This is a genomic window from Corallococcus sp. AB032C (genome assembly GCF_003668935.1).
In the GTDB taxonomy this organism is placed as follows: Bacteria; Myxococcota; Myxococcia; order Myxococcales; family Myxococcaceae; genus Corallococcus; species Corallococcus exiguus.
The window spans coordinates 23,580-49,876 of the sequence record NZ_RAWP01000077.1; the positions used below are offsets into that span (position 1 = coordinate 23,580).

Sequence of the window (26,297 nt, forward strand, 5' to 3'; positions counted from 1 at the left end):
TCCGGGCCAGGGGTAAATGCCATGCCCAACGTGAGCCTCTGGAACAGCAAGCGAGGGACCGCGTCCTCGAGCGCCGGAGCAATCCACCAGCTCGTGCCGCGGCTGGCCTGGGGCGACGCCGTGGGCAACCAGGTGCGCTACCTGCGAAACCTCCTGCGCGGATGGGGATACGCGTCGGAGATCTACGCCGAGCAGTGGGACGAGGCGTGTCGCGACGAGGTGCGCCCCGCCCTCGACTACGCGCGCGACGCGGGCCGGGACACCGCGCTGCTCGTCCACCACAGCTTCGAGTCGCGGCTGGTGCCGCTGGTGGCCAAGGCGAAGGGCCGCAAGGCGCTGCTGTACCACAACGTCACGCCCGAGCGGTTCTTCGAGGGCACCGACCGCCACGTCGCCCGCGGCTGCATGCTGGCGCGCGAGGAGCTGCTCCAGCTGCGCGAGCACGTGACGCACGCCTGGGCGTACTCGCACTTCAGCGTGGAGGAGCTGTCCGCCGCCGGCTATCCGGACGCGAGCGTCCTGCCCTTCGCGGTGGACTGGAACGCGTTCAACGTGCCGCCAGACACGGCCCTGCGCGAGCAGGTGGAGGACGGGTGCGCCAACGTGCTCTTCGTGGGCCGCACGGTGCCCAGCAAGCGGTTGGAGGACGTGCTGCGCGTCTTCACCGCCTACCAGCGCCTGTACCAGCCCAAGAGCCGGCTGCTGGTCGCGGGGACGCTCTACAGCAGCGCGCCCTATGACGCGTCCGTGCTGGCGCTGCGCGAGCAACTGGGCCCGGATCGCGTGGTGTTCCTGGGCCGCGTGGACGCCGCGCAGCTGTCCGCGTGCTTCGCCTCCGCCACCGCGTACCTCTCCATGAGCCGCCACGAGGGCTTCGGCGTGCCGCTCCTGGAGGCCATGTACCGGGGCGTTCCGGTGGTGGCCTATGGAGCCGCGGCGGTGCCGGAGACCATGGGCGGCGCGGGCCTCACCACCCTGTCGGACGACCCCGCGCAGGTGGCGGGGCTGCTGGCGGTGCTGGAGCGAGACCCCGCCCTGCGCTCGCGGGTGGTGGAGGCGCAGCGCCAGCGACTGGCGTCCCTGGACCAGCAGTCCGTGGCCCAGCGCGTGCGCGAGGCGCTCATGCCCTTCCTCCAGGGGGATGCGCCCCCGGCCCGTCCGCCCGCCGCGCCCGCCGTCACCGTGGTGTGCCCGGGCTTCGACGCCGCGCCGGATGCGCCCATGTCCCAGCTGGCGCGCGCGGTGGTGGACCGGCTGCCGGACGCGAGCCTGTGGACGGTGCGCCGTCAGGTGCTGCCCCTGCAGCTGGCCCCGAGCGATGAGCGCGACGGCGTGACACGGGTGCGGCGCTTCACGCCGGACGAGCCGTGCTTCGGGTTGGACGGGGTCAGCCCGCCGTCGTCGTCGCTGGAGACGGGCGTGCGGTGCGCCCCGGGGCCGTTGCTGTTCGCGGGTGCTGGTGAGGAGGTGGCCCGGCGCACGGTGTCGCGGCTGCCGCCGGACTCGCGCGTCGCGGGCATCTGGGAGCCTCGCCGCGCGCCGGACGCGGGCGTCAAACAGGTCCTGGGAAAGAGGCTGTGGGAGCTCACCCCGGGGGGCGACCTGACGTCGCTGGCGGCGGAGCTGGCAAGGGAGCTGGACGTGGGAGGACGCCCGCATGCGCGCTGAAGACCTCATCACCGGCGACCCCACCGTGAAGGCGGTGCTGGAGTCCCTGGAGCGGCTGCCCACGCCCGAGCCCGAGAAGGTGGAGGCGCTGCGCAGACGCCTCGCCGCCACCCAGGGCCCGGCCACCAGCCCCGCGTGGCCCCCGTTCCTGGAGGGCGCGCGGCTGAAGCGCGACGCGCGCTACGCGGACCCGCCTTCGTCCCACCGGCCCGTGGTGGGGCCCGCGCTGGTGATGGCCAAGCGCGCCTTCCGTCTGGCGTTCCAGCCCTTCATCAACGAGGCGCTCCGGCGGCAGGTGGAGTTCAACGAGGCCATCCTGGACGCGCTCGCGCTCATCCACGAGCACCAGCGTGTCCAGGCGCGCACGCAGTCCCTGTGGCGCCAGGAGGTGGAGCGCCAGTTGGAGCAGTTGACGTCGCGCCAGCCTGCCGCGACGTCGGAGCCTTCGCAGAAGCCGTCGCCGGAGCCGTCGCAAGAGCCCACGCAGGAACCGCCGCGCCGTGGGCCCTCGCGGCGACGGGGCCGCTAGCCGGCCTGGAACCCTGGCGGACACGTGACGGGGGACGCGCGGAAGCGGTAGGGTGCCGCCCCCTATGTCCGCCCCCTCCTGCCCCGCCTGCGCTTCGTCCTCGCTCCGACCGTCCTTCCAGGGACCCCGGCTGGACGTGGAGACCTGCGCGAGCTGTGGCCACCGCGTGGCGACCCACCGCGCGCCGCGCAACACCGCCGACTACCACGCGCAATACGACAGCGGCGGCTTCATGGACTCGCTGCGCGTCACGCGCCAACGCCAGGCCCGGGGCATCGTCGAGCGCCTGCGCCGCCACATCCCCCAGCCCACGCGGCTCCTGGACTTCGGCGCGGGCCGGGGCTGGTTCCTGGAGGGCTGCCGCGAGGCGGGCGTCCAGGAGCTGGCCGGCGCGGACATCTCCGAGCTGTCCGTCAACCTGATGCGCGACGCGGGCATCCCCGCCATGCGCCTGCCCCTTCCGGAGGGCGGACAGTGGCACCTGCCCCTCCAGGACCTGCCCTTCCGTCCGCGCATCCTCACGCTACTGGACGTCGTGGAGCACTTCCCGGGTGCGCACCTGACGGACATGGTGCGCCACCTCGTCACCCAGCTGGCGCCCGAGCTGGAGTGGGTGGTGTTGAAGGTGCCGGTGGCCAGCGGCCTGCTCTACCGCGTCTCCCGTGCCATGGCCGGCGTGGCCTCGCCGGGGCTGCTGGAGCAGCTCTACCAGGCCGGCACCTTTCCTCCGCACGAGAGCTACTTCACCCACGACTCCATGGAGGCCCTGCTCCCGCGCGTGGGCCTGGAGCGCGTGGACGCCTTCGGGGACCTGGACTTCGAAGCCGACAGCCTGGCGGACCGGGCGCACGCCCTGCGGAAGCTCCCCCGGCCGCTCGTCTCCCTGGCGGGCCAGGGCCTGGGCGCGGTGGCCCGGGGCCTGAGCCTGGAGGACGCGGGTATCTTCATCGCGCGCGTGAGCGGGAACCGGGCGTAGCGAGTTGTTCGTGTGGGCCGGGAAACGATAGAAGCCCGGAAGACGCAGGAGGGGGCTGAATGGACACCCGACAGGGCCTCATCGTGTTGCTGGCCTTCAACGAAGAGGAGTGCATCGGCTCGACGGTGGCGGAGCTGCGCGAGGCGCTGCCGGAGTTCGACGTGCTCGTCGTGGACGACGGCTCACGCGACGCCACGGCGCAGCGCGCGCGGGACTGCGGAGCGAGGGTGCTCAGCCATCCGTTCAACCTGGGCGTCGCCGCGGGCGAGGCCAGCGGCCTGCTGTTCGCGTCCCGCAACGGGTACGAGCACGTCATCCGCATGGACGGCGACGGGCAGCATGATCCGGCGTCCGTGCCCGCGCTGCGCGAGGCGCTCCAGTCGGGCGTGGAGCTGGTCATCGGCAGCCGCTTCGCGGGCGTCACCAGCTTCCGCTCCACGTGGCTGCGCCGCTTCGGCAACCAGTTCCTCGCGGGCCTGCTGTCCACGCTGAGCCACCACCGCATCACCGACCCCACCTCCGGCTTCCGGGGCTTCGGTCCGCAGGCGATCCGCTTCTTCGCGCGCGTCCACCCGCATGACTACCCGGAGCCGGAGAGCGTGCTGATGGCGGCGCGGCAGGGCTTCGCCATCGCGGAGGTGCCGGTGCGCATGCGTCCGCGCCTCACCGGCACCAGCTCGCTGACGCCGTGGAAGTCGGCCTTCTACATGGCGAAGGTGTCCTTCGCCCTGCTCATGGAGCGGGTCCGTCCCGTCTGATGCCCATGCTTCGCTCCAGCCTCATCGGCGTGGCCTTCGCGGCCGCCTTCGCCTTCAGCGTCCTGTGGTCGGCCCGGGGTCGGCGCACCAGCGAGCGGCACACCTTCGCGTGGCTGCTGGTGGCGGTGGCCATCGCGGGCCTGTCGCTGTGGCGCCAGGGCATCGACGCGCTGGCGACGGCCATGGGCATCTACTACGCCCCGTCCGCCCTCTTCTTCATCGCCCTGACGTGCCTCATGTGGCTGGTGTACCGGCTGAGCCTCCAGGTGGCCGACCAGCGCCAGCAGCTCAAGCGGCTGGCCCAGGAGGTCGCCCTGCTCACCTCCGCGGAGGCCGAGCGCGCCGCGCGTGCGCAGCCCCGTCCTGAAGTCATCTCCCCCGCCGTCGCCGCCCATCGCGACTCGCACGCCGTCTGAGGGCCCACCGGGCCCACCCCTTCTCCATGCTTCCGTCTTCACCGCCCCCGTCCCCGCTGCGTCCGTTCTTCATCGCGCCCGTCGTGGCCTTCCTCGTCGTGGCCGCCGTGTTGGGCGCGGTGCTGAGCTTCCTCACCCCGCCGTTCCAGGTGGCGGACGAGCCCGCGCACTTCTACCGCGCATACCAGGTCTCCGAGGGACAGCTGACGGCCACGCGCATCCCGGTGGGGGACGCGGGCGGGCAGCTCCCGCGCAGCATCGTGCGGGTGGCGCAGGAGGTGTCCGACGGCGTGGGCGGCCATCCCGAGGTGCGCCAGGACCGGCAGCGCCTGAGCGACGCGATGCACGCGGCGCTGGCGCCCCAGGACACCCAGGAGTGGCGCTTCGCCGCGTCCGCCATCTACTTCCCGCTGGTCTACTTCCCGCAGTCGTTGGGCATGGTGCCCGCGCGGCTGTTGGAGGCGTCCCCGGTGGCGGTGCTATGGGCGGGCCGGCTGGGCAACGTGCTGGTGGCGCTGTTGCTCACCGCGCTGGCGCTGCGGCTGATGCCCTTCCAGCGGTGGGCCTTCGCGCTGCTGGCGCTCACGCCCATGGTGCTCTTCCAGCGCGCGTCGGTGTCCGCGGACCCCATCACGATGTCTGCGTGCCTGCTGCTGGTGGCGCTGTCGCTGCACTACACCTTCGCGCACCCGGGGCCGCTGGGCGCGAAGCAGCTGGGGCTGCTGCTGGCGAGCGCGGTGTTCGTGGCGCTGTGCAAGCAGGCCTACCTTCCGCTGTCGCTGGTGTTCCTGCTGCTGCCGCTCACCCGACTGGGGACGCGCGGCCGCTACGCCCTGGCCCTGGCCGCCATCGTCGCCGTGCCCGCGCTGCTCCAGTTCGCGTGGTCCTCCACCGTGCGGGACATCTTCCGCCCCAGCGAGGTGGTGGCGCAGGTGGCCCACATCCGCGCGCACCCCTTCCAGGTGCTGGGTGTCCTGGTGAGCGACTTCTGGAGGCGGCTGCCGGACTTCCTGCACCAGGGCGGCGGCGTGCTGGGCTGGCTGGACACGCCGGTGCCCCGCCCTGCCCTCTTCGCCCTGGCCGCGTTGCTCCTGGGAGTGATGGCGCTGGACGCCGACGGGTCCGCGCCGAAGGTGGGCTGGCGCGAGCGCGCGGTGGCGCTGGGGGTGGCGGTGGCGGGCGTGCTGGCCATCCAGGCCATGCTGTACCTGGCGTGGACGGCGCCGGGCGCGAACCACGTGGACGGAGTGCAGGGCCGCTACCTGCTGCCCTACACGCCGCTGCTGGTGGTGGCGCTGGCCCCGCCCGCCTGGGCACCGCGCACGCTGACGCGCTTCAAGCCGGTGCTCATCGCCTGCTTCATCCTGCTCACCGCGGCGGTGACGCTCACCACGGTGTACCAGCGCTACTACGGCCCGGCGTAGGGCCTCAGGCCTGGGGCTTCTTCACTTCCAGGACCCACACCACTTCCAGACACGGCGGATCCAGGAAGGCCAGCTTGATGTCGAAGGGCAGGCCCAGCTGGTCGCGGGCCGCGGAGAACAGCTCGAACATCTCGTTGAAGGTCCACACGTGGAAGTGGATGTTGGTGCCGTTCCGGATGAAGTCCTCCGTCAGGCGGGCCAGCTCCTCGCCCTCCTTCCGGTCGATGACGCGCAGCCACTCGTCGTAGTGGGCGCGCCGGGAGACCTCCGGCCCCTTGAGGTGGTCCTCCACGACGTGCGCCGCGGAGGTGAGCGCCCGGGGCAGGTCGAAGGTGAAGCGCTTGTCCGGGATGGCCATGAAGAGGATGCCTCCGGGCCGCAGGACCCGGATGAAGTTCTTCAGCGTGCCAATGGGATCTTCGCAGTGCTCCAGCACGTGGTTGGCGATGACGAAGTCCTGTGACTCCGGCGCCACCGTGCCCAGCTCCTCGCCGTTGTCCACGATGTCCGGCGTGACGATGAGGTCCGCCACCTCCGGGAAACGGGCGCGCAGCACATCGATGGGCGCCACGTCCACATAGCGGACCCGGACTCCCGCGGGCAGCTGCGTGGGATTGGACAGGGCACCAATCTCCAGGCCTTCACCGCGCAGGTACTGGGCCGCGATGAGCTGCCGGGTGATGGGCGGAAGCGTGGGGGCCGGCGGTGGCGGCGCCTCGACGACCGACGGTGACAGCTCCACGGGGACCGGCGGCGACCAGCGCGACCGCAGCGATGCCAACTGGTTCTCCGTGCGCGTCAGCCCCGTGTGGAGCTGGGAGCGCACGGCGGTCTTGATCGCGGGAGGAATCAGGGCCTTGAGCTGGGACAAACGCATGGGTCGTCTCCGGTGGGTTCAGCGTTGGGTCGCCGCGGTGTTGGCTTCCTTGAGAGGCGTGCTTCGGGCAGGCGGATTCACCAGGCCGGACAGGAGCCCGTGGAGCTCCTTGGCCTGGGTCTCGTAGTCGCGCACGGTGGTGCGCTGGGAGCTCGGTGCGCGCGACAGACGCTCCGGGTGGGCCACCAGGTCGCGCAGCACGCGGCGGAAGCCGTCGGCGTCCGTCATGTCCACGACGTTGCCGTTGATGCCCTCCACGATGTCCTCGCTGACGCCGCCTGACGCCGTGGTGACCACCCACACGTCGCGGGCCATGGCCTCGCGCACCGTCAGGCCGAAGCTCTCCTTGCACTGCGAGGGCATCAGCAGCACGTCCACCCCGTCGAAGAAGGCGTCCATCCCGTCCTGATCATACGGAGGCACCACCTCCACCTGCCCCTTCACCTTCCACTCCTTCGCGTCGATGGAGGCCGACCCCATGCGCAGCTGGATGTCGGTCATCTTCAGGACCCAGCCGGACTCCGGCACCGACTCCAGGATGTCCTTGAGCCAGAAGTACCCTTTGTGCACCGCGTGGCCGCCCAGGTAGGCGAAGCGCACAGGGGCGTTCGCGGGGCGCGGGGCGCGCGCACGGCCCGGCAGCAGCACGCCGTTCTTGTTCACGACGATGCGCTCCGGCGCGACGCCGTTGGCGATGTAGAGCTGGCGCTGGAACTCGCTGGGCGCCATCAGCAGGGCCGCGCCGTCCAGCACCTTGCGCAGGGCGAACGTGCGCTTGAAGGTGAAGCGCGAGTCCGGCACGCACTTGGTGCACACGCGCAGGTCGATGCCCTTCTGTCCGCAGTACGTGGCGTCCTCGCGGACCATGAACTGCCGCTCGCACAGCCACCACGCGTCATGCACGGTGATGGTGTACGGGATGCCCTCCGCGGCGCACGCCGTGGCGAGCGCGGAGCTCAGGAGCTGGATGGAGTGGAAGTGCACCACGTCCGGGCGCACCGCCTTGAGCACCTGGGTGAAGGTCTCCCCCATGCGCGGGTTCTGGTACTCCTGGGCGCGGTCGGTGAGGGCCGGCACCTGGGTGGCGATGACCGGCAGGCCCAGCGCCTCGTAGCGCACCACCGAATAGGCGGGCAGCGGCGAGTTGAGGATGCCGGTGAACACGGTGACGTCGCAGCCCTCCGCCTTCAGCTGGTGCGCCAGCTGCTCCGTGACAACGGTCGCCCCACCGAAGCTCAAGGGCGCGAAGAGGATGTTGGCTTCCAGCACCTTCAGGCGCGGAGGCGGCGCGGGCGGCAGGTGCTGGAGGATGGGCTGAAGCCGCTCCGTGGCCACCACCGCCGGGTGGTAGCGCGCCATCACGCTGCGGTGGGCCTCCTCGCCCATGCGCTTGCGCAGTGACGCGTCCAGCACCAGCGCGGACAGCCCGGACTCCCACTCCTCACGGGTGGTGGCGACGAAGCCGTTGCGGCCGTGGTCGATGATCTCCCGGAACGGCCCGGAGCCGGAGCACACCGCGGGCACGCGGAAGATGGACGCTTCGATGAACTTGATGTTGCTCTTGGCGTCGTTGAAGACCGTCGTCTCCAGCGGCGCGATGGAGATCTGCCAGGACGCGAGCGCGCGCAGGTAGTCGTCCGCGTCCAGGAACGGGATGCGGAAGACGCGGTCGGAGTAGCGCTCGAAGCCCGCCGGCAGCTCCAGGAAGCCGTGGATGGCCAGGCGCACGTTCGGGTGGCGCTCCATCACCGCGAGGATGGCGTCCGCGGCGATGGCGAAGTCGGCGTCGTGCGTGCGGGTGCCGCTGCCGTAGCCGATGGTGACCGTGTCCGCGTCCACCGCGGGCGGGCGCGCTTCCATCTCCCGGGCCAGCTCCAGGATGCCGTCGTCCAGGCAGTTCTCGACGACGTAGACCTTGCCGGAGATGACGCGGGCCATCTGCTCCGCGATGGTGGGCGTGCTGGCGATGGCGTGCTCACACAGGCTGAGCGCCTTGCGGTAGAGCTTCGCGCCGTTGAGCAGGAGCTCGCGCTCGTTCTCCGGCAGCCGCTGCACGTTGGTGTTCTTCTGGTACTCCTCCACGTCGAAGATGAGGTCGTCGACGTCGAAGAAGTGCGGGACGCCCAGGCGCTTCGTTTCCGCCAGCAGCTCCTCCACGCCAGGGAACGCGGGCACCCGGTAGTAGATGACCAGGCCGTGGAACTGGAGCGCGGCCTTGCACTCCTCGTGGTCGTTCCAGCGCAGGACGGTGACGTCGTACCCGAGCCGGTGGAACATGGCGACCTTCTGATCCACGCGGTAGCGCTTGCACTGGGGCAGCGACAGCTCCGCGATGATCAGGATGCGCCGGCCCAGGCTGGCCTGGGAGAGCTGCGTCAGCGGCGCGGTCCACGGAGCCGGAGGCGCGAGCGGCGCGCTCGGGGCCACGACCGCGGCGATGGAGGCGGTGGGCGCGGCCGGCTTGAGTGCGGCCTTGGCGGCGCGCAGTGCCTTGAGCGCGCCCTGCTTCGCGGGCAGCTTGATCAGCTTCGCGCCCACCTTGTGCAGCGTGCCCTTGCTCCTCTGGTAGAGGTGGCCGCGCTTCGTGCCGGGGGGCAGCACGCGCTCGCGCATGGCCCAGTAGCGGTTGATGGCCTTCCACGCGAGGCTGCCGTTGATGTGCGCCAGCTCCGAGCCCTGGCGCGACACGTGCGCATCCAGTTCGTAGATACGGGCGTTCTTGCGGCCCAGCTCCTCCTGGAGCATCCGCTGGGCCAGGCCCTGCCGCGCGAGCCGGCCTTCGAACTCGCGCAGGGTGCTGGCGGTGTCGCGCGCCGCTTCACGGGCGGCGTCCAGCTCCGCCTGGAGCTGCTGCGCCTGGCGCGCGTGGTCCGCGGCCTGCTGTTCCTTCTGGCCGTAGGCGTCGCGCAGGTGCTGCCGGTGCAGCAGGAGCGTCAGTCGCCCGCCCAGCGTGGCGAAGGCCTGCCGCACGTGTTCGCGCTCCGCGTCCCGGGTGCTCGTCAGCGCGAGCATCCCTTCCGGCTGCTCCGGGCCCACGGCGAGCACGCCCAGACCGAAGCCGTGCTCGAACTCGAAGGAGGGATGCTGGCCCCGGAGCTCCTCCCACAGCTGCCAGACGCCGAAGTTGCGCTCGTGCACATGGGTGTCGTGGAAGAGGATGACGCCGCGCGCGCTCATCTTGGGGCGCCAGTGCTCGAAGTCCGCCTTCACCTGCGCGTATTCGTGGCAGCCGTCGATGTGGAGCAGGTCGATGGAGCCGTCCGCGAACTGGCTCAAGGCCTCGTCGAAGGTCATCTGGTGCAGCTGGGAGAACCGGCTGTAGAGCGGGTCATGGTGCGCGCGCAGGTCCGCGAGCACGTCCGCCCCGTAGAAGCCCGCGTGCGGGTCGCCCTGCCAGGTGTCCACCGCGTGGCAGCGCGTCTCCAGCTTCAGCGCGTCCACCGCCTGGCAGAACGCGGAGTAGGACACGCCAGTGTGCGCACCCAGCTCCACCAGCGTCGAGGGACGCAGCAGGTCCACCAGGAACATCGCGAACGGGACGTGCTCCACCCAGGCAGAGGAGGCCAGCAGCCGCAGGGGCTGCGTGAGGCAGAGGGGGTGTTCCAGGGGATTGAGCTGTGGATGCATGTTGGTGGCGTCCGGAAGGCCGACCCTCGCTGCAGGCAAGGCACGCCCCCCTCTCCTTGGCGGATGTCCTCCATGTCACCCCCCTCCGGGAGCGTCAAGGCTGGCAGCCCGCCCGCTCCCCATGGGAGGAGGCGCGTTCACTGTTCATTTCTACGGTGTCTGGAGAAAGCCGAGGCGCGGATGTCCGGTGGGGTCGGTCCGTCCCGCGCGGGCCCACGCTTCACGGAGCCGGTCGGCGTCGTGGGAGACCTCGGGTGCGTCGTCCCGGGAGCGGGTGCGTACGAGTCGCGCATGGGGTGCGTAGAGGACGCGCAGCCCGGCTTCGCTCGCGCGCAGGCACAGGTCCACGCCGCGGGCCTCGTCGGAGGTGAAGGCCGCGTCCCAACCTCCGAGCGACTCCAGGACCTCGCGGCGGATCATCGCGCAGGCGCTGGAGACGGCGCGCACGTCGCGCGGCCAATGCGAACCACCGAATGCGCCGAGCGTGGGATCGAACAGCCCCGCGAAGGGACGCAGCACCCGGCCCTCTGCGTCGAAGCGCAGCCCGGCCTCCAGCACCAGCCCCCAGGGAGAGACGATGCGCGCGCCCACCACGCCGACGCCGGGGCGCGCAGCCTGCGACGCGAGCTCCCTCAGCCACCCCGGTCCGGTCGGGAGCGTGCCTGCCTCCAGGACGAGGATCAGCTCGCCCCGGGCCTCGCGCAGCAACTGGTTCGCCACGGCGCCCGGAGTCGCGGCCGCGTCCACCTGGACGCGGATGGAGTTGCCGGTGGAGGAATCGCCTGGAGACAAGACAGGGACGCGGACCTCCACGTCCAGGTCGTCCGTGAAGGCGAGGAGCGCCGCGAGCTCGGCCTCGGTGGGCGCTTCCGACAGCAGCACGGACACCCGGGGACGGCCTACGAGCGGGTGGCGGATCCGGTACAGCCCTGGCGAGACCGTCTCCGCCGAGCCACCCTCTCCCATTCGCGCCAGATGCTCCGCCACGGCCCTGCGTCCCGCTTCGGAGGCCGCGGGCTTCGCGCTGGCGTCCGTGGCCGTGGAGCCGGGCAGCGTCCTCCAGTGGTAGAGCACGCGGGGGATGTGCTCGAAGCGCCGCGTGCGCTCCATCAGGCGCAGCAGCAGGTCGTGGTCCTGCGCTCCCTCGAAGCCCGGGCGGATGCCTCCCACCTCGCGCAGCAGCGATGCACGCACCACGAGGAAGTGGCACACGTAGTTCACCGCGCGCAGCAACTCCGGAGACAGCGCGGGCTTCAGGTAGGGCGCGAAGCGCAGCCCCTGCGCGTCCACCTTGTCCTCGTCCGAATAGACGACGTCCGTGTCCGGCGCTTCACCCAGCCGCAGCGCGACCTCGGCCAGCGCGTGTGGCGCCAGCAGGTCGTCGTGGTCGAGGAAGCCCACGTAGTCGCCGGTGGCCAGTGCGAGCGCGGCGTTGGTCGCGCGGGCGATGCCCTGGTTCGACCCCAGCCGTTCGAAGCGGATCCGCGCGTCGCCGGCCGCGGCCTCTCGCAGCGTGTCCGCCACCGCCGCCGAGCGTGATCCGTCGTCGACGATGCACAGTTCCCAGTGCGGATACACCTGCGTGCGCACGGACGCGACGCATGCGAGGAGGACGTCCACCGGCGTCTCCCAGGCGGGCGTGACCAGGCTGATCAGCGGCCGGCGCTCCAACCGTGCCAGCGCGGCGGTCGCGTCGTGGACCTCGTGGGCCTCCTGCTCCAGGGCGTCGCGCGTGTACCCCACCGGCGCGGGCAGAAGCACGGCGGGACGGGCCGCGCCCAGGAGGTGCCGCAACAAGCGGATGGTCGCGTGATTGAAGGCGACCTGCCGCCGCCACAGCTCACGCCACAAGGGCAGGCCCACCGCGCCGGCCTCTTGCGACAGCACGTCGCAGCGGGCCTCCAGCGCGTCCAGTGCCTCGGCGGCGCCTTCGGTCCGGAGGGGCCATCCAGGTCTGGATAGCAGGGCCACGACCGCGAGGTTCCAGGCCCGCTGTGCCTCCAGCCCAGGCACGGAGGGAAGCCACCGGCCCACCAAGCCCACGGGCCGCGGATCCGCGAGTCGCGCGAGTTCCTCGCGGGCCAGCTCCGGCAGCGTCCGGTCCGGCTGCCGGATCAACGCCCTCAGCCGCAGGTCGAAGCGCAACTGGCGGTCCAGCACCCACCGCTGCAAGGGCGAAAGCCCCCGCGTCCCCAAACGTTTGGCGGCGGTGATGACCGGGCCCCAGCGCGCGCGGTGCGACCGCGGAACATCGAAGCCCAGCACCTCGACGAAGATATCGCGCGGCGGATGCGTCTCCCGCGAACCACGAGGGCCATCACTGTCGGCGGTGCCCATCGTCTCAGCGTCCGCTGCCGGATTTGAGCCGGTTCGCCAGGGCCTTGAGCGTGCCGTGGACCCAGGGGATGCCGTGGACGCGGGCATTCAGCATGTCCACCACCCGGTGGCGGAACTCCCGGGCCTGGAGCGTCTCTTCGCGGATCCGCGCCACGACATCCACCCAGGCATCCAGCGGGCGCACCAACCAGGTCCCCGGAGCCACGGCGACGGCCGGCGGCTCGCGCGGACCGCGTACCTCACACGAGGCGATGCCGCCCAGGAACACCGGAGGAAACAGCGCCCCCAGCCGCGCGGGCAGGTCCCCGAGTCCCGACTCCATCGCCACCGGGAAGGGCCCGATGCGACTCCGGTCGATCACCATCGCGTGGACGAGCTCCGGGTGGATCACCAGGTGCTCCACCTCCAGCCGCTCACCCAGCGGGAACGGCACCTTCGCGCGCACGTACGGCGGGGTCCCCTCATCGGACGCCCACTCGGTGCGGAACGCCCGCGCCAACGCCCAGGCCTCGCGGCCCGTCTGGAGCGCGCGCACCAACTCCACGAAGTGACGCGGGTACACCACACACCGTGCATCCACCAACGCCAGGTACTGTCCTCGGGCCTCACGCACGGCCTCCGCGTACAGAGCCCCCGAGGGCGCGCGCACGGTGCGCGCCTGGAACGACCCCAACCTGCCGTAGCGCTCCAGCGCCGCCTCCGCGGCGGACAAGTCCACGCCCTCGGGCGCCGCGAGCAGCAACTCCAACGGCTGCTGCTCCTGACAGGCCAGCGCGAAGAGGGCCTCGTCGAGCGCCGCGTTTCGAGTCCCCGGCTCCACCATGACGACGACGCTGAGCAGCCCCGCCACCGGCGCGCGCACGGGCCCGTCCGGCACCGCGACGTAGAGCCCCTCCTCCACCTGCGTGGACGGCGACAGCTGGGCCAGCAGCGCCCGAAGCGCCTGCGCAGTGTCCTCCGCCAGCGCCGTGCCCCCGGACGCGCACGGCACCACCTCACGGTGCGCCACGCGGTAGCCCGCATCGGCCAGCCGCCGCAGCATCCGCTGTTCGGAGAGCCCCGCGCGCACCGGCGCCTCTCCCGTCAGCGCGCCCATCAGCGCCCGCGCCGAACCGGCGTTGCGCAGGCTGAACACCAGCTCCGCTCCCGGAGCCTCGCGCCGCAGCGCCTCCAGCCCTTCCTCCAGCACCCGCTCGACCGCGTCGCCCTCCAGCACCACGAGCGTCGGCGCGGGTCCCTTGCCCCGCTTCCACTCCGGCCCGGACAGCTCCCGCACGGAGCCGCCCCGAGCCCGCAGGGCCTCCGCCAGCGCAGGCGACGCGCCCACCAGGCACACCGCCGCGCCCGCGTGCGCACGCGACAGCACCAGCTCCATCCACCGCGCGGACGCGGCGGACGGAGGCGCCTCTTCGGACAGAGCGTTCACCAGCGCCTCCGAGCGAACTCCAGATGGTGCCTGAAGTCCGCGATGCCCGCGAGCCGCCGCCCGGGCTTGAGGATGTCGGGCGCCTGGAACGGCTCGCCGCCCAGCTGCGCGTACTCCCGCAGGCGGGCGTTCGTGAAGGCCGCGTCACCGTACTTCGCCCCGAGCAGGGCCGCGCTGCGGCGGACCATCCGCTCGCGCACCGGGCTCTCCTCCCGGGTGACGGTGTAGTGGTGAACCAGCGCGGAGGGCGCCACCCGGATGGACAGCCCGGAGGCCCTCGCCCGCCACGACAGGTCCACGTCCTCGCAGTACATGAAGAAGCGCTCGTCGAAGCCGCCCACCGTCGCGTGCAGCTTCTTCGTCACCAGCAGCACGCAGCCGCTGCACCAGGGCGTCTCGCCCGTCGCCGGATGGTACGGCTTGGGGTGCTCGTCCGGGAACAGCCGGGCCTCCACCAGCCCCGTGTCCCCCCGTTGATCCGCCACCCGCGCCAGCTCCCGCACGCAGTCCGGATGCAGGAGCCCATCCGGGTTCACGCAGACGTAGTACCGCGCCCCACCCGAGCCGAAGGCCTCCGTCATCAGCCGATTGTGCGCGGCGCCGAAGCCCAGGTTCCTCCCGGCGTGACGGTAGTCCGCGTCCGCGTCCAGCCGCTCCACCCGCGCGCGCAGCGTGTCGTCCGGCGAGTTGTCCATCCAGACGACCCGGAACGCGGGCGCACCCGGGGCCTCGCGGTTCCACCGGAGCGACTCCCACAGTCGCTCCAGCTCCCGCTCCGGGTTCCGGTAAAGCACGATGCCCAGCCAGATGCCCGGCCCCCCCCCGTTCGCCGAAGCAGGGCCGCTCACGATCCGACGTCTCGCACTGGCGCCACGCGAGCCGCGGCGCCCTCCACGATCCACCGGTGCGGAGGCCGCGTCAGGCCTCCGTCCCGCACGCCGGAGCGCACCTCGAAGGCGCACGCCGCCTCGCGCTTCTCCCGCACCTGCCCTGCCCTGTCGCGCACCACCACCGTGAACGCGTAGCGCCCCGCGGTGAGGCCCAGCCGGTCCACCACGAAGCGCACCGTCCCGCTGCCGGCCGCCGCCGCGCAGAAGGGCACCTCCTCCGCGAACGTGTCCGTGGCGTGCACCAGCACCCCGTCCGCCCGGGAGAGCTCGAGCCCCAGGCCCAGCTCCGGCGCGGGCGTGCGCGCGGTGTACGCCACGCTCAGCTCCAGGCCATCCTCGGTGTCCACGGACTCCACCGCCGCGCCGTCCCGGCCCAGCAGCCGCACCGCGTCCACGGTGAGCGGAGACGGTTCGGCCTGGGGCGCCGCCAGCGACGGCAGCGCACCGCCGTCCGACGCCAGCGCGGGCGCCTCCATGGACATGCCGCGCTCCTCCGCCAGCGCCACCGCGCGACGGTAGCTGCGGATGACGTCCGCGGGCGGACCGAACTCGCGGATGCGCCCGGCGTCGATCCACGCGCCCAGGTCGCACCAACGCTCCAGCGTCCCCAGGTCGTGGGTGACGATGACGATGGTCTTCCCGGCCCGCTTGAACTCCGTCATCTTCGCCAGGCTCTTCTTGCCGAAGTGCTCGTCACCGACGGCGAGGATCTCGTCGATGATGAGGATGTCCGGATCCACGTGCGTGGCCACGGAGAACGCCAGGCGCATGTACATGCCGCTGGAGTAGGTGCGCACCGGCTCGTCGATGAAGTCGCCCAGCTCGCTGAAGGAGATGATCTCCTCCATCCGCTCCTTCACCTCCGCGCGCGACATCCCCAGGATGATGCCGTTGATGAGGATGTTCTCCCGGCCGGAGAAGTCCGGGTGGAAGCCCGCGCCCAGGTCCAACAGCGCGCTGATGCGCCCGTTGATGTCGATGGTGCCCGTGGTCGGCGTGTAGATGCCGGAGATGAGCTTGAGCAGCGTGCTCTTGCCGGAGCCGTTGCGCCCGATGATGCCCACCGTCTTGCCGCGGGGCACCACCAGGTCAATGCCCCGGAGCGCTTCGATCATGGACTTGCCGTCCGTGTCGCGCTGGCCACGCAGGAGGCGGATGAGCTCCGACTTGATGGTGGTGTACTCGCGCCGGATGGTGCTCTTCCGGAAGCTCTTCACCACGTTGCGGAGCACGATGGCGTCCGGAGACGCAATGGCGGTGGTCATATGAACTCCGCGAAGTCCTCGCGACGGCGCTCGAAGATGCCCGCCGCCACCCACAGCAGCGCAGCGGAGATGCCCATCCACATCAGGAGCGGTCCGGGCTGCGGCAGCTGGTGTTCGTAGAAGATGGCCTGGTACGACGTCACCATCACCGCCATGGGGTTGAGCAGCACGATCGGCCCCCGGGCCGCCTCCGGCAGCGAGTCCACCCGGTAGAACACCGGCGTGACGAAGAACCACATCGTCAGCAGGTTCGCGATGATCTGCTGCAGGTCCCGGAACGTCACGTTGAGCGCGGACACGATGTAGACCAGCGCCACCGTCATGCACAGCTGCGTGAGCAGCACCACCGGGAACGCCACCACGTGCCAGCTGGGCACGTAGCCCAAGAGCAGCCCCAGCGCGACCATCAGCGGCAGGGACAGCACGTAGTTGCACAGGTTGGTCACCACCACCGTGGCCGGCAGCACCTGCGCGGGGAAGCGCACCTTGGTGAGCAGGTCGCGCCGGTCGCTGATGGCGCTGGCCCCGGTCCCCAGCGACGTGGAGAACCAGATCCACGGGAGCAGACCTATGAAGACGAAGAACGTGTACCCGGGGATCTTCTGCCGCATGTAGACGGTGAAGAGCAGCGAGTAGACGCCCATCTGGAGCATCGGGTTGAGGAACGTCCAGAAGAAGCCGAGCACCGAGTTCCGGTACCGCGCCTTCAGCTCGCGCTGGGTCAGGCTGAGCAGGAGGCCCCGGTACTGGTAGAGCTCACGGAGGTTGCGAAGCATGCGGCGCCATCCATACCTCATGCCCCCGGAAGGTGTCAGGCATGGGACTCCAGCCATCCGCGCGAAAGCCCGTCTGGCCGGCAGCCCTCGCGCGCCCTCGGAGAGGCCATCTTGGAAAAGAAAAAGGCCCCCTGGTTTCCCAGAGGGCCTTTGATTGGAGCGGGAAAAGGGATTTGAACCCTCGACCCTCGCCTTGGCAAGGCGATGCTCTACCGCTGAGCTATTCCCGCATCAGGGACTGCAGTGCTGCGTGCTTCGTTTGGAGCGGGAAAAGGGATTTGAACCCTCGACCCTCGCCTTGGCAAGGCGATGCTCTACCGCTGAGCTATTCCCGCATCAGGTGCCGCTGTGCTGCTTGCCACCCGCCGGTCGGTGCCGCGCCGGAGGTGGGGTGCGATATACAGAGGCCCTTCGGGCACGTCAAACACTTTTCGCATCCGGATCCGTGCTGCCCCGGCGGGCGAGCATGTTGAGGAACGCGCGGAAGTAGACGACGGCGCTCCACACGGAGAACGCACCCGACAGGTACACCAGCACCTTGCCCACCTGGTTGTAGTCCACCGTGACGACGCGGAAGCCCACGTCCAGCGGGTGCACGTAGTGGACGCACAGGGAGATGATCCCCACCAACTGGAGGGACGTCTTCCACTTCCCCTCCTGCCCCGCGGCGATGACCATGCCTTCACTGGCGGCGATGGTGCGCAGGCCGGTGACGATGAACTCGCGGGCCAGCAGCACGATGACGACCCAGGCGGCGATGCGGCCCAGGCGCACCATCATCACCAGGGCGGCCATGGCGATGAGCTTGTCCGCCAGCGGATCCATGAACTTGCCGACGACGGTGATGAGGTTCCAGCGGCGCGCCAGGTAACCGTCAATCACGTCGGTGATGGCGGCCACGGCGAACACCAGGCCGGCCAGCAGCGAGTGCAGGGGGTCCGCGTCGTAGGTGAGCCAGACGAACACGGGGATGAGGAGGATGCGCCCCAGCGTCAGCATGTTGGGCAGGTTCCAGAACTCCTGCACCAGGATGCTGGGACGGCGGGACGCGCGGCGGCGGGCCCGCTCCTCGCGCTTGCGCTGCTTCCTGAGGGCTCGCTCGGTGGCCATGGGCGCGCGTTCTACCGGACCCCGAGTGCGATGAGGGCAAATCCTTCACCGCCCAGATCCACCGCCGCCTTCAGTGTCTCCCCGCCAGCGGATGTCACGAGCGGCACCACGCGGGGCGTGAGGTTGCCCACCCAGCCCACCAGGTGCGTGAGGGGCACCGTCACTGGCTGGTCCATGGCCACCGGCACCGAGCGCAGCGGGCCCGTCAGGCTGAGCAGCACCCGCCCCTGCCCGCGCAGGTGCACCAGGTCCAGGTCCTGGGCCAGGTCCGACGGCACGCGGCCGTTCTCGAAGACGACGGGCTCCTCGAAGGCGAAGACGCACGCGTCGCGCAGGTAGACGGACTCGTCATCCAGGGAGATGGCCACCCACTGCCGCCCGGACACGGGCTCCAGGTGCAGCGTCCCCTGCCCCCGGGCGCGCACCATGGACTGGTCGCCCTCGCCAAAGGGCTTGTCCGTGGCCCGGCCCCGGAAGCGCTTCATCTCCGGCTCGAAGGTGACCTGCCCGCGCACGGCGATCAGCCCCTCCAGGCGCGTGAGCAGCTCGCCTTCCACCGCGAGCGCCATCGCGGACGCACTCTGGGTGAAGGACTGGCCCGGCACCGCGCCCGGCAGCGCCACCGAGGGCACCCACGCGGTGAGCACCGGCGGACTCACGCCCGTTCCGGCATCAGGCGAGGAAGGCGGTTCGGCGGAGTGGGTCACCTGAAGCGACCCGATGGACCGGGTCAGCTGGAGCGGCTCGGCAGACCGGGTCGCCGGGGGCGGCTCGCTCGTGGCCAGCGCGGCGAAGGTCTCCGCGAAGGCGTCGCCGGGCTCCGACTCCAGGTCGGACGCGAGGACGGGCGGCTCCTCGGAGACCTCGATCTCCTCCGACACCGGCGTGGGGGGCAGCTCGTCGGCGACCTCGACGTCGTCACCGGAGGTGTCCGCGTCCGTGGTGGCGGCGAGCTCCGCGTCTTCGTCAAAGAGGCTCTCGCCCGCGGCCAGGCTGGGGTCCTCGTCCTCCTGGGCCTGGGTCCCGGCGTGCGAGGTGAAGGCGTGGTCATCCGTGGGAGCAGGAGGGCCCTCGTCCTCCGCGAAGCGCATGTCGTCGTCCGGCGGCTTCGCGGCGACCTGGGGCGGCGGCGCGGCGGCGGTGCGAGGACTGCGCGGCGCCTCATCCAGACCGAACTGGGCACCCCAGTCACTCTCGCCGGAGCTGGACGCAGGCGGCGCGGCGGTCTCCTCTTCCTCCTCGCGCGGACGGGCCGGCATGGGGGCGGAGGGAGGACGGCTGTAGACCTCCCCGGCGATGGCGCGCGACATCTTCTCCGCCATGGCGTCGCTGCCAGACAGGAGGAAGTGCTCGCGCGCGCGGCCGTACTCGCCCATCTGAGCGAAGGTCAGGCCCAGGTAGTTGTGGGCCTTCTTGTGATCCGGAGCCAGGTCGGTCGCGGTCTCGAACTCGCGCGCCGCTCGCTGGAGCGCGTTCGTCTTCAAGTAGACGAGCCCCAGGTTCACGCGCAGCGTCGGGTCCACCGGGTTGTCCCGCACGAGCATCTCGTACAGGTCGGCGGCGCGGTCGAAGAGGCCCAGCTTGAAATACGTCAGGCCCAGGAGGTTCTGGGCCTTCTCATGGCGCGGCTGGAGCTGGTGCGCACGCTCCAGGAAGTCCTTCGCTTCGGTGACCTTGCCGGCGCCCAGCAGCTCGCTCCCGCGATGGAGCTGCTGCAGGAACTCCTCGTCAGCGGGGCCCGGTGGCTTCGTCCCCTTCGTGCGCGTCGTCATTCTCGGGTGTGGGCTCACGGCTGCTGGCCTCGGCCTGGGCGAGCCGCTCGCGCTCCTTGTAGTGTTGGTAGAGCTGGAGGACCTTGCGCACGTAATCCTGCGTCTCGGCGTACGGCGGCACCTGGCCTCCGTACTTCTTCACCGCGTCCGGTCCAGCGTTGTAGGCGGCGACCATCTTCACCATGTCGCCGTCGAACATGTTGGCCAGCACGCGCAGGTAGCGCACGCCGCCCTCGATGTTGTCCTTCGAGTCGAAGATGTCCTTCACGTACATGTCCGACGCGGTGCCCGGCATGAGCTGCATCAGCCCGCTGGCGCCCTTGTGGCTGAGCGCGTTCGGGTTGAAGTTGCTCTCCGTGTGCATGATGGCGCGCACCAGCGCCGGCGGGATGCGGTAGCGCAGCGCCGCGGTGGTGATGTGCGGATCCAGCTCCGTGGGCGTCCGCGAGCGGCCCCGCACGGGAGCGGACTTGGCCGGCGCGGGCGTGAAGGTCCCGGACAGCTTGCGGGCCTTGCGCGCGCCTCCGGGCGGCACGTTCGTGTAGACGATGGTGCCGTCCTTCTCCACGTAGCTGTAGATGCCGTCCGAGGCAGCGGCCGGCAGGGCGGCGGTCAACAGGACGACGAGGGCGGTCAGGACACGCATGGCGGCGGTGCGAAACCTTAGACAACGCCCGGAAAGTCCTCAAGAAAACGCCTTGTTTCCAGCACTTACCGCCATTAAGCCTGTTGGCCATGCCCCATCGGTTTGATTTTCTGGTCATGGGCGGCGGCGTGGCCGGACTGTCGTTCGCCCTCCAGGCGGCACGGCACGGCACGGTCGCCGTGCTCACCAAGCGCGAGCGCGGCGAAGGCAACACCGCCTACGCCCAGGGGGGCATCGCCGGGGTACTTTCCCCCACGGACACCTTCGATTCGCACATCGAGGACACGCTCGTGGCGGGCGCGGGCCTGTGCCACCGCGACGCGGTGGAGGTGACGGTGCGGGAGGGGCCCGCGCGCCTCAAGGAGCTGGTGGCGCTGGGCGCGGCGTTCGACCAGCGCGGCGGAGAGTTCGACCTCACGCGCGAGGGCGGCCATTCCGCCCGCCGGATCATCCACGCGGGCGACATCACCGGCCGCGAGGTGCAGCGCGCGCTGCTGGCCGCGTGCGACGCGCAGCCCAACATCACCTTCTTCCAGAACACGGCCGCCATCGACCTCATCCTGGACCGGCGTCCGCACACCTCGGCCGGCAGCCGGTGCCTGGGCACGTACGCGCTGATGGAGGACGGCTCCATCGAGCGCTTCCTCTCCAAGGTGACGGTGCTGGCCACGGGCGGCGCGGGCAAGGTGTACCTCTACACGTCCAACCCGGACGTCGCGACGGGCGACGGCGTGGCCATGGCGTACCGCGCGGGCGCGCGCGTGGCGAACATGGAGTTCTACCAGTTCCACCCCACGTGCCTCTTCCACCCGGAGGCCAAGAGCTTCCTCATCAGCGAAGCGCTGCGCGGCGAGGGCGGAAAGCTGCGGCTCAAGGGCGGCCAGACGTTCATGGACCGCTACCACCCCATGCGGGACCTGGCCCCGCGCGACGTGGTGGCGCGCGCCATCGACGCGGAGCTCAAGCGCACGGGCAATGACTGCGTCTACCTGGACATGACGCACCTGGGCCGCGCGTACCTCACCGAGCGCTTCCCCAACATCTACGCCACCTGCAAGGCCTTCAACATCGACATGGCGGTGCAGCCCATCCCCGTGGTGCCCGCGGCCCACTACCAGTGCGGCGGCGTGGTGACGGACCTGCACGGGCGCACCAACATCCCGGGCCTCTACGCCATCGGCGAGGTGTCCTGCACCGGCCTGCACGGCGCGAACCGGCTCGCGTCCAACTCGCTGCTGGAGGGCCTGGTGTACGGCCACCGCGCGGTGCAGGTGGCCTCGGAGGAGCTGTCCTCGCTGACGCTGCCGAAGGAGGACCCTCCAGCCTGGGACTCCGGCAGCGCGGTGGACTCCGACGAGAGCGTGGTCGTCACCCACAACTGGGATGAGATCCGCCGGCTGATGTGGAACTACGTGGGCATCGTCCGCACGGACAAGCGGCTGATGCGCGCGCGGCGGCGGCTGGAGCTCTTGCGCGAGGAGATCCGCGACTACTACTGGCGATTCAAGGTCACCCGCGACGTCATCGAGCTGCGCAACATCGCGGAGGTGGCGCACCTCATCGTGGACTGCGCCAGCCGCCGCAAGGAGAGCCGGGGCCTGCACTACACCTTGGACTACCCCCACACGGACGAGCATCAGGGCACGCGCGACACCGTCCTTTCGCGGGAGCTGTGAGAACCCATGTCCCGTCCGCGCCGCATGCTGGATGACCTCCCCGGCCCCTCCGGGCTGGGAGATGAGCAGGCCCCTGCGCCACGTGGACAGGGCGGGGACGGACCGCCCCCGGGGCCCCAACAGCCCCGGCCCGCGCTGCCCACGCCCTACGTCAGCTTCGCCATCATCGCGGGCGCGGTGGGGATGTTCGTCCTCAGTCGGTCCCTGGGCCGGCCGCTGATCATCGACGGGACGAACTACGGCATCGTGGGGCCGCTGGCGCTCTACGGGCCGTGGGTGCAGGCGGGCGAGTACTGGCGCCTGCTCGGCATGGTGTTCGAGCACGGCGGCGCGATGCACCTGCTCTTCAACATGCTCGCCGTCTATTCGCTGGGCGCGTCGCTGGAGCGCGGCATCGGAAGCCTGAGGTTCCTGGGCCTGTCGCTCGTCACCGCGCTGGGCGGCTCCGCGTTCGCGCTCTTCTTCAACTTCGACATCGTGACGGTGGGCGCGTCCGGAATGATCCTCGGCTGGGGCGGCGCGATGCTGCCCATCCTCAACCAGCAGGGCCGCCGGGATCACATGTTCTGGCTCGTGCAGGTGGCGGTCATCAGCCTGCTGCCCGGGGTGAGCTGGGCGGGGCACCTGGGCGGCTTCGTCTTCGGCCTGCCGTGCGGCATGGCGCTGCGCATGGGCCCGAAGGTCTACTCGCGCGCCATTCCCGTCCTGCTGTTCATCGCCGCGGCGCTGGCCGTGGTCGCCGCCCATCCCGGGCGCCTTGGAGGCCTTTGACGATGGCTGAACCCACCGTGCGCAGCGTCTGCGTCTTCTGTGGCTCGCGCTCCGGCGTGCGCGCCGAGTACCGCGAGGCCGCTTCCAGGATGGGGGCCGCGCTGGCGAAGCGGGGCCTGACGCTCGTCTACGGCGGCGCCAGCGTGGGGCTGATGGGCGCGGTGGCGGACGCGGTCATCGCCAACGGCGGCAAGACCGTGGGCGTGCTCCCCCACTTCATGGACGCGAAGGAGTTGGCCCACCCGCGGCTGACGGAACTGCACCGGGTGGACTCCATGCACTCGCGCAAGGCGTTGATGGCCGAGCGCTCGGACGCCTTCGTCGCCCTGCCCGGCGGCTTCGGCACGCTGGACGAGCTCTTCGAAATCGTCACCTGGGCGCAGCTGGGCCTGCACCGGAAGCCCATGGGCCTCCTGGACGTGGACGGCTTCTTCCAGCCGCTGCTCGCGATGGCGAAGCAGATGGTGGAGGCGGGCTTCGTCCCGGAGACACAGGGCGTGCCCTTCGCGGTGAATGCCTCGCCGGACGCGCTCCTGGACCGCCTGCTCGCGGGGCCCACGATGCCGCTCACGTCGAAGTGGCTGAAGGACGGCCAGCAGACCTGACGGCCGTCCCGCCGCGTTCAGCGCGCGTGGACCTTCAGCTCCGCGTTCCCCAGCGACGAGGCGACGCGGAGCATCACCTGCTCGGTGCCCTCGGGGATGACGGGCTGCCCGTCCGAGAACGTCTTGGGGAAGCGCACGCGGTAGCCCACCCAGAAGAGGCTGGCGTAGGGGTAGTAGGCGCGCACGTTGAGGTCCGCCCGGCCCAGGCGGCGGATCTCCATGGGCGTGATTTCGCCCCCGGGCGTCACCAGCGCGATCCGCCAGATGCTGTTTCGGTGGGCGAAGTCGTCGTAGCGGTAGTCGTTGACGTGCACCGCCAGGAAGAACTCGTGGAACTTCGCCGCGTCGGCCAGTTCCTCCGCCAGCAGCTGCTCCACCTTCGCCGCGGGCAGCGTCTGGAAGATGGCGCGGCGGTGGATGCGGGCCTCGCGGAACGCAGGCGTCTGGAACGTGGCCCCCGCGAAGACGCGCGTGTCGAAGCCGTCGTAGATCTCCTTGCGGTCCGAGTACCGGTCCAACACCGCCATGTAGGCGGACTCCTGCTTCGGGTCATCCAGCGTGGGCGCGGGCTCTCCGACGATGGGGGGCGAGGTGGAGCAGCCGCCCAGCACGCCCAGCAGCACCGCGGCCAACAGCAGCCTTCTCACGGGATGAAGTCCTTGCGCGTGAACAGCGTGGTGAGGCGGTGGCCGGCGGACTCCACGGCCTCGCGTCCGCCCTCCAGCCGATCCACCAGCGCGAAGGCGCCCAGCACCGTCAGGCCCTCCAGCTTCGCGCGCTCAATCGCCTTGATCGTGGACGCGCCCGTCGTCACCACGTCCTCCACGATGGCCACAGGGGCGCCGGGGCCCAGCGCGGACAGGCCTTCAATCCACTGGCCGGTGCCGTGGCCCTTGGGCTCCTTGCGCACGATGAACGCGTGCAGGGGCTTCTGGCCGCCGCCCTCCAGGAAGCTGGTCAGGCTCACCGCCGACGCGAGCGGATCCGCGCCCAGCGTCAGCCCGCCCGCGGCCACCGCCGACGGAGCGTCGCGCCGGATGGCCTCCAGGAACAGCCGGCCGATGAGGTAGTGGCCCTCGGCGAGCAGCGCCGTGCGCTTGCAGTCGATGTAGAAGTCCGACTCCTTGCCGGAGGAGAGCACCACGCGCCTGCGCTCGAAGGAGCGCTGCGTGAGCACCTCCAGGAGCCGGGCGCGGTCGCGTTCGAGCGTTTCCGCCATGGCCTAGAGACCCTCCAGGTACGTCACCAGCTGCGCCGAGTAGCGCAGCTGCATCAGCAGTTCCGCCTTGCGCGATTCGTCCAGCGCGGCGAACACGTCCGCGAGCAGCGAGAGGTCCTGGTTGAGGGCACCCATGCGCTGCGCGACGTCCACCGCCAGCTCGTCCGCGTCGATCTCCTCCTCGACGCCCTCCGGAGCCAGCGTCTCCTCGGTGGCGAGCGCCTTCTCCAGCATGTCGCGAACCGGCGCCGTCAGCCGGCCTTCGGCCTCCAGCGACTCGCGCTTGGCCTCCAGCACGTCGTGCTCCACCGGCGAGGCGTGGATGGCCTCCGCCAGGGACAACAGGAGCGCGTCCTCGTCGGACAGCTCCTCGTGCACGCGCACCTGGACCTGGTCGCGCTTGAGGAAGCGCAGCGCCGCCACGCGCCGGAAGCCGCAGATGAGCTGGTAGTGCTCCTCGCCGCGCGGGCGCACGTCCACCGGGAACAGCTGGCCCAGCCGCGCCAGGTCCGTCGCCAATTCGGACACGTCCCCTTCGTCCCGCAGGCGGAAGGTGGTGTCCTCCTCCAGTCGCTCCAGCGGCAGCACCATCGCCGTCACCTGTCCCATCACGCGCGGCTCAATGGCCTGCGCGTGGGGCTCCCCATCCGAAGTCGCCGCGCCGTCGTTGGCGCCTTGTTCCAAACCTTCGCCGGAGCCCGCGTCCTCCTGGCTCGCACGGCTCGCCACGTCCCAGATGCCGGCGCTCAGGAGCGCGTCGTCCGCGCCCGACACCGGACCGGAGCTCGGCTCCGCCACCACGTCCTTCGCCTCCCCGCCACCGTCGCTGCCCGTGGCGGAGGCCTCCTGGACGCTCTCGCCCGAGGACAGCTCCACGTAGCGGCCGGGGCCCACAGAGGCCTCCGCGTCCGCCGGGGTGCTGGTGCCCTCGCCCTGCACGGTCGCGCCGGAGCCTTCCGGTTCGCCAGCGTGGACGGTTTCTCCACCCGACGTCACGGCGTCCCCGGAGGGAGCCTCTTCCCCGGTGCGGCCCGGCGACTCGTCGCCCTCGGTGCGTGCCTCCGGCTCACTGGAGGCTCCGGCGGCCGTGCTGGCCTCGGTCGCGCTCGCGGTGGCCTGCCCACCCTCTCCGGGCAGGTCGGTCTGCGCCCCACCCGCTTCGGCCTGGGGGGCACCTTCCGGCGTCACGTCTCCACTCGCGCCCTCGCCTTGCTTCGGCGCGGACGCGTCAGCCGCTCCCTCCTGCTGGGACGGCATCGCATTCTCTCCAGGTGTGCCCGGCATCCCTTCCTGTCCCTCGGCCCTGTGCTCGGCGTCCATGGTGGCACCCCCGGTTGTTCCACCCGCGCGCCGCCGGAAACGACGGCGCGGCGGGCGGGCTCTAACGGGACTTCTTCACCACGACCTTCTTCTTCGCGCCAGCACCCATCACGCGGGAAAGGGGCGCGCCGGCACTGCTCGCCTGCTCAGTGACTGCCGGACGCGGAGGCTCCGGAGCCCGGGTCGTGGTCGCGGCGGGAGGCGGGGGC

Annotated in this window: 22 protein-coding genes and 2 tRNA genes; 9 read left to right on the forward strand and 15 right to left on the reverse strand. The window is 71.0% G+C overall.

Features of this window, described 5'->3' with window-relative positions; translation table 11 throughout:
- Window positions 1–21 precede the first annotated feature (21 nt).
- The 6 genes from D7X99_RS28485 to D7X99_RS28510 all read left to right on the forward strand — a co-directional run bounded on the left by D7X99_RS28485 (window position 22) and on the right by D7X99_RS28510 (window position 5,771).
- Window positions 22–1,668 (forward strand): glycosyltransferase, encoded by a 1,647-nt coding sequence (locus tag D7X99_RS28485; protein ID WP_120576676.1) that lies wholly within the window; start codon window positions 22–24, stop codon window positions 1,666–1,668.
- A complete protein-coding gene (locus D7X99_RS28490; protein ID WP_121780544.1) occupies window positions 1,658–2,197 on the forward strand; it encodes a hypothetical protein in 540 nt (179 codons plus the stop codon). The genes D7X99_RS28485 and D7X99_RS28490 overlap by 11 nt, the downstream gene beginning before the upstream one ends.
- Before the next feature lie 64 nt (window positions 2,198–2,261).
- Window positions 2,262–3,173 carry a bifunctional 2-polyprenyl-6-hydroxyphenol methylase/3-demethylubiquinol 3-O-methyltransferase UbiG gene (locus tag D7X99_RS28495; protein WP_121780545.1) on the forward strand — a complete coding sequence of 304 codons (912 nt, stop codon included), beginning with the start codon at window positions 2,262–2,264 and terminating at the stop codon, window positions 3,171–3,173.
- Between the two features lie 59 nt (window positions 3,174–3,232).
- The gene (locus tag D7X99_RS28500; RefSeq protein WP_121780546.1) at window positions 3,233–3,931 is read left to right on the forward strand and encodes a glycosyltransferase family 2 protein; all 699 of its coding nucleotides are present in this window, start codon (window positions 3,233–3,235) and stop codon (window positions 3,929–3,931) included.
- A 5-nt stretch (window positions 3,932–3,936) separates the two neighbouring features.
- A complete protein-coding gene (locus D7X99_RS28505) occupies window positions 3,937–4,347 on the forward strand; it encodes a DUF2304 domain-containing protein (protein WP_121780562.1) in 411 nt (136 codons plus the stop codon).
- A gap of 26 nt (window positions 4,348–4,373) precedes the next feature.
- Window positions 4,374–5,771, forward strand: coding sequence for a DUF2142 domain-containing protein (locus D7X99_RS28510; protein WP_121780547.1), 1,398 nt, complete (start codon window positions 4,374–4,376; stop codon window positions 5,769–5,771).
- A 4-nt stretch (window positions 5,772–5,775) separates the two neighbouring features.
- Here D7X99_RS28510 and D7X99_RS28515 read toward each other — a convergent pair whose 3' ends face one another.
- The 12 genes from D7X99_RS28515 to D7X99_RS28570 form a co-directional block, all read right to left on the reverse strand.
- Window positions 5,776–6,648 carry a bifunctional 2-polyprenyl-6-hydroxyphenol methylase/3-demethylubiquinol 3-O-methyltransferase UbiG gene (locus tag D7X99_RS28515; RefSeq protein WP_121780548.1) on the reverse strand — a complete coding sequence of 291 codons (873 nt, stop codon included), beginning with the start codon at window positions 6,646–6,648 and terminating at the stop codon, window positions 5,776–5,778.
- 18 nt (window positions 6,649–6,666) lie between these two features.
- Complete coding sequence (locus D7X99_RS28520; protein ID WP_121780549.1) at window positions 6,667–10,275, reverse strand: class I SAM-dependent methyltransferase; 3,609 nt, start codon at window positions 10,273–10,275, stop codon at window positions 6,667–6,669.
- A 150-nt stretch (window positions 10,276–10,425) separates the two neighbouring features.
- Entirely contained in the window at window positions 10,426–12,612 is a 2,187-nt protein-coding gene (locus D7X99_RS28525; protein WP_158627086.1) for a glycosyltransferase, read from the reverse strand.
- A 4-nt stretch (window positions 12,613–12,616) separates the two neighbouring features.
- A complete protein-coding gene (locus tag D7X99_RS28530) occupies window positions 12,617–14,038 on the reverse strand; it encodes a glycosyltransferase family 2 protein (protein WP_121780551.1) in 1,422 nt (473 codons plus the stop codon).
- On the reverse strand, window positions 14,035–14,886 hold the full coding sequence (locus tag D7X99_RS28535) for a glycosyltransferase family 2 protein (RefSeq protein ID WP_121780552.1): 852 nt from the start codon (window positions 14,884–14,886) through the stop codon (window positions 14,035–14,037). The genes D7X99_RS28530 and D7X99_RS28535 overlap by 4 nt, the downstream gene beginning before the upstream one ends.
- Window positions 14,883–16,193 (reverse strand): ABC transporter ATP-binding protein, encoded by a 1,311-nt coding sequence (locus D7X99_RS28540; RefSeq protein WP_121780553.1) that lies wholly within the window; start codon window positions 16,191–16,193, stop codon window positions 14,883–14,885. The genes D7X99_RS28535 and D7X99_RS28540 overlap by 4 nt, the downstream gene beginning before the upstream one ends.
- A complete protein-coding gene (locus tag D7X99_RS28545) occupies window positions 16,190–16,969 on the reverse strand; it encodes an ABC transporter permease (protein ID WP_120576666.1) in 780 nt (259 codons plus the stop codon). The genes D7X99_RS28540 and D7X99_RS28545 overlap by 4 nt, the downstream gene beginning before the upstream one ends.
- Before the next feature lie 155 nt (window positions 16,970–17,124).
- Window positions 17,125–17,199 (reverse strand) — tRNA-Gly (locus tag D7X99_RS28550).
- Between the two features lie 30 nt (window positions 17,200–17,229).
- Window positions 17,230–17,304: transfer RNA gene (locus D7X99_RS28555), tRNA-Gly, on the reverse strand.
- Between the two features lie 85 nt (window positions 17,305–17,389).
- The gene (gene pgsA, locus D7X99_RS28560) at window positions 17,390–18,079 is read right to left on the reverse strand and encodes a CDP-diacylglycerol--glycerol-3-phosphate 3-phosphatidyltransferase (protein ID WP_014397631.1); all 690 of its coding nucleotides are present in this window, start codon (window positions 18,077–18,079) and stop codon (window positions 17,390–17,392) included.
- Between the two features lie 11 nt (window positions 18,080–18,090).
- Entirely contained in the window at window positions 18,091–19,851 is a 1,761-nt protein-coding gene (locus tag D7X99_RS28565) for a tetratricopeptide repeat protein (protein ID WP_121780554.1), read from the reverse strand.
- Window positions 19,808–20,497 (reverse strand): transglycosylase SLT domain-containing protein, encoded by a 690-nt coding sequence (locus D7X99_RS28570; RefSeq protein WP_121780555.1) that lies wholly within the window; start codon window positions 20,495–20,497, stop codon window positions 19,808–19,810. Before D7X99_RS28570 ends, D7X99_RS28565 begins: the two co-directional genes overlap by 44 nt.
- An 89-nt stretch (window positions 20,498–20,586) precedes the next feature.
- Here D7X99_RS28570 and nadB point away from each other — a divergent pair, with 89 nt between their 5' ends.
- Genes nadB through D7X99_RS28585 form a run of 3 tightly spaced genes read left to right on the forward strand, consistent with a single transcriptional unit; the run spans window position 20,587 to window position 23,549 of the window.
- Entirely contained in the window at window positions 20,587–22,173 is a 1,587-nt protein-coding gene (nadB, locus tag D7X99_RS28575; protein WP_121780556.1) for an L-aspartate oxidase, read from the forward strand.
- A gap of 6 nt (window positions 22,174–22,179) precedes the next feature.
- A complete protein-coding gene (locus tag D7X99_RS28580) occupies window positions 22,180–22,944 on the forward strand; it encodes a rhomboid family intramembrane serine protease (protein WP_169830003.1) in 765 nt (254 codons plus the stop codon).
- A 2-nt stretch (window positions 22,945–22,946) separates the two neighbouring features.
- Window positions 22,947–23,549 (forward strand): TIGR00730 family Rossman fold protein, encoded by a 603-nt coding sequence (locus D7X99_RS28585; RefSeq protein WP_121780557.1) that lies wholly within the window; start codon window positions 22,947–22,949, stop codon window positions 23,547–23,549.
- A 17-nt stretch (window positions 23,550–23,566) separates the two neighbouring features.
- Here the strand turns inward: D7X99_RS28585 and D7X99_RS28590 are convergent, their stop codons facing one another.
- From D7X99_RS28590 to D7X99_RS28600, 3 genes are read right to left on the reverse strand one after another with little or no spacing between them, the layout of a single operon-like run.
- The gene (locus tag D7X99_RS28590; protein ID WP_121780558.1) at window positions 23,567–24,196 is read right to left on the reverse strand and encodes a hypothetical protein; all 630 of its coding nucleotides are present in this window, start codon (window positions 24,194–24,196) and stop codon (window positions 23,567–23,569) included.
- Entirely contained in the window at window positions 24,193–24,768 is a 576-nt protein-coding gene (gene pyrE / locus D7X99_RS28595; protein WP_121780559.1) for an orotate phosphoribosyltransferase, read from the reverse strand. Before pyrE ends, D7X99_RS28590 begins: the two co-directional genes overlap by 4 nt.
- Before the next feature lie 3 nt (window positions 24,769–24,771).
- Window positions 24,772–26,025 (reverse strand): ParB N-terminal domain-containing protein, encoded by a 1,254-nt coding sequence (locus D7X99_RS28600; RefSeq protein ID WP_121780560.1) that lies wholly within the window; start codon window positions 26,023–26,025, stop codon window positions 24,772–24,774.
- Between the last annotated feature and the right edge of the window lie 272 nt (window positions 26,026–26,297).

Bases quoted from the DNA above. Each gene is read 5' to 3' on its own strand.
- D7X99_RS28525 (WP_158627086.1), bottom strand. From the start codon at position 12,612: ATGGGCACCGCCGACAGTGATGGCCCTCGTGGTTCGCGGGAGACGCAT.
- D7X99_RS28540 (WP_121780553.1), bottom strand. From the start codon at position 16,193: ATGACCACCGCCATTGCGTCTCCGGACGCCATCGTGCTCCGCAACGTG.
- D7X99_RS28505 (WP_121780562.1), top strand. From the start codon at position 3,937: ATGCTTCGCTCCAGCCTCATCGGCGTGGCCTTCGCGGCCGCCTTCGCC.
- pyrE (WP_121780559.1), bottom strand. From the start codon at position 24,768: ATGGCGGAAACGCTCGAACGCGACCGCGCCCGGCTCCTGGAGGTGCTC.
- D7X99_RS28495 (WP_121780545.1), top strand. From the start codon at position 2,262: ATGTCCGCCCCCTCCTGCCCCGCCTGCGCTTCGTCCTCGCTCCGACCG.
- D7X99_RS28485 (WP_120576676.1), top strand. From the start codon at position 22: ATGCCCAACGTGAGCCTCTGGAACAGCAAGCGAGGGACCGCGTCCTCG.
- D7X99_RS28570 (WP_121780555.1), bottom strand. From the start codon at position 20,497: ATGCGTGTCCTGACCGCCCTCGTCGTCCTGTTGACCGCCGCCCTGCCG.
- D7X99_RS28510 (WP_121780547.1), top strand. From the start codon at position 4,374: ATGCTTCCGTCTTCACCGCCCCCGTCCCCGCTGCGTCCGTTCTTCATC.
- D7X99_RS28515 (WP_121780548.1), bottom strand. From the start codon at position 6,648: ATGCGTTTGTCCCAGCTCAAGGCCCTGATTCCTCCCGCGATCAAGACC.
- D7X99_RS28600 (WP_121780560.1), bottom strand. From the start codon at position 26,025: ATGCCGTCCCAGCAGGAGGGAGCGGCTGACGCGTCCGCGCCGAAGCAA.
- D7X99_RS28585 (WP_121780557.1), top strand. From the start codon at position 22,947: ATGGCTGAACCCACCGTGCGCAGCGTCTGCGTCTTCTGTGGCTCGCGC.
- D7X99_RS28520 (WP_121780549.1), bottom strand. From the start codon at position 10,275: ATGCATCCACAGCTCAATCCCCTGGAACACCCCCTCTGCCTCACGCAG.
- D7X99_RS28565 (WP_121780554.1), bottom strand. From the start codon at position 19,851: ATGACGACGCGCACGAAGGGGACGAAGCCACCGGGCCCCGCTGACGAG.
- D7X99_RS28500 (WP_121780546.1), top strand. From the start codon at position 3,233: ATGGACACCCGACAGGGCCTCATCGTGTTGCTGGCCTTCAACGAAGAG.
- D7X99_RS28490 (WP_121780544.1), top strand. From the start codon at position 1,658: ATGCGCGCTGAAGACCTCATCACCGGCGACCCCACCGTGAAGGCGGTG.
- nadB (WP_121780556.1), top strand. From the start codon at position 20,587: ATGCCCCATCGGTTTGATTTTCTGGTCATGGGCGGCGGCGTGGCCGGA.
- D7X99_RS28545 (WP_120576666.1), bottom strand. From the start codon at position 16,969: ATGCTTCGCAACCTCCGTGAGCTCTACCAGTACCGGGGCCTCCTGCTC.
- pgsA (WP_014397631.1), bottom strand. From the start codon at position 18,079: ATGGCCACCGAGCGAGCCCTCAGGAAGCAGCGCAAGCGCGAGGAGCGG.
- D7X99_RS28580 (WP_169830003.1), top strand. From the start codon at position 22,180: ATGTCCCGTCCGCGCCGCATGCTGGATGACCTCCCCGGCCCCTCCGGG.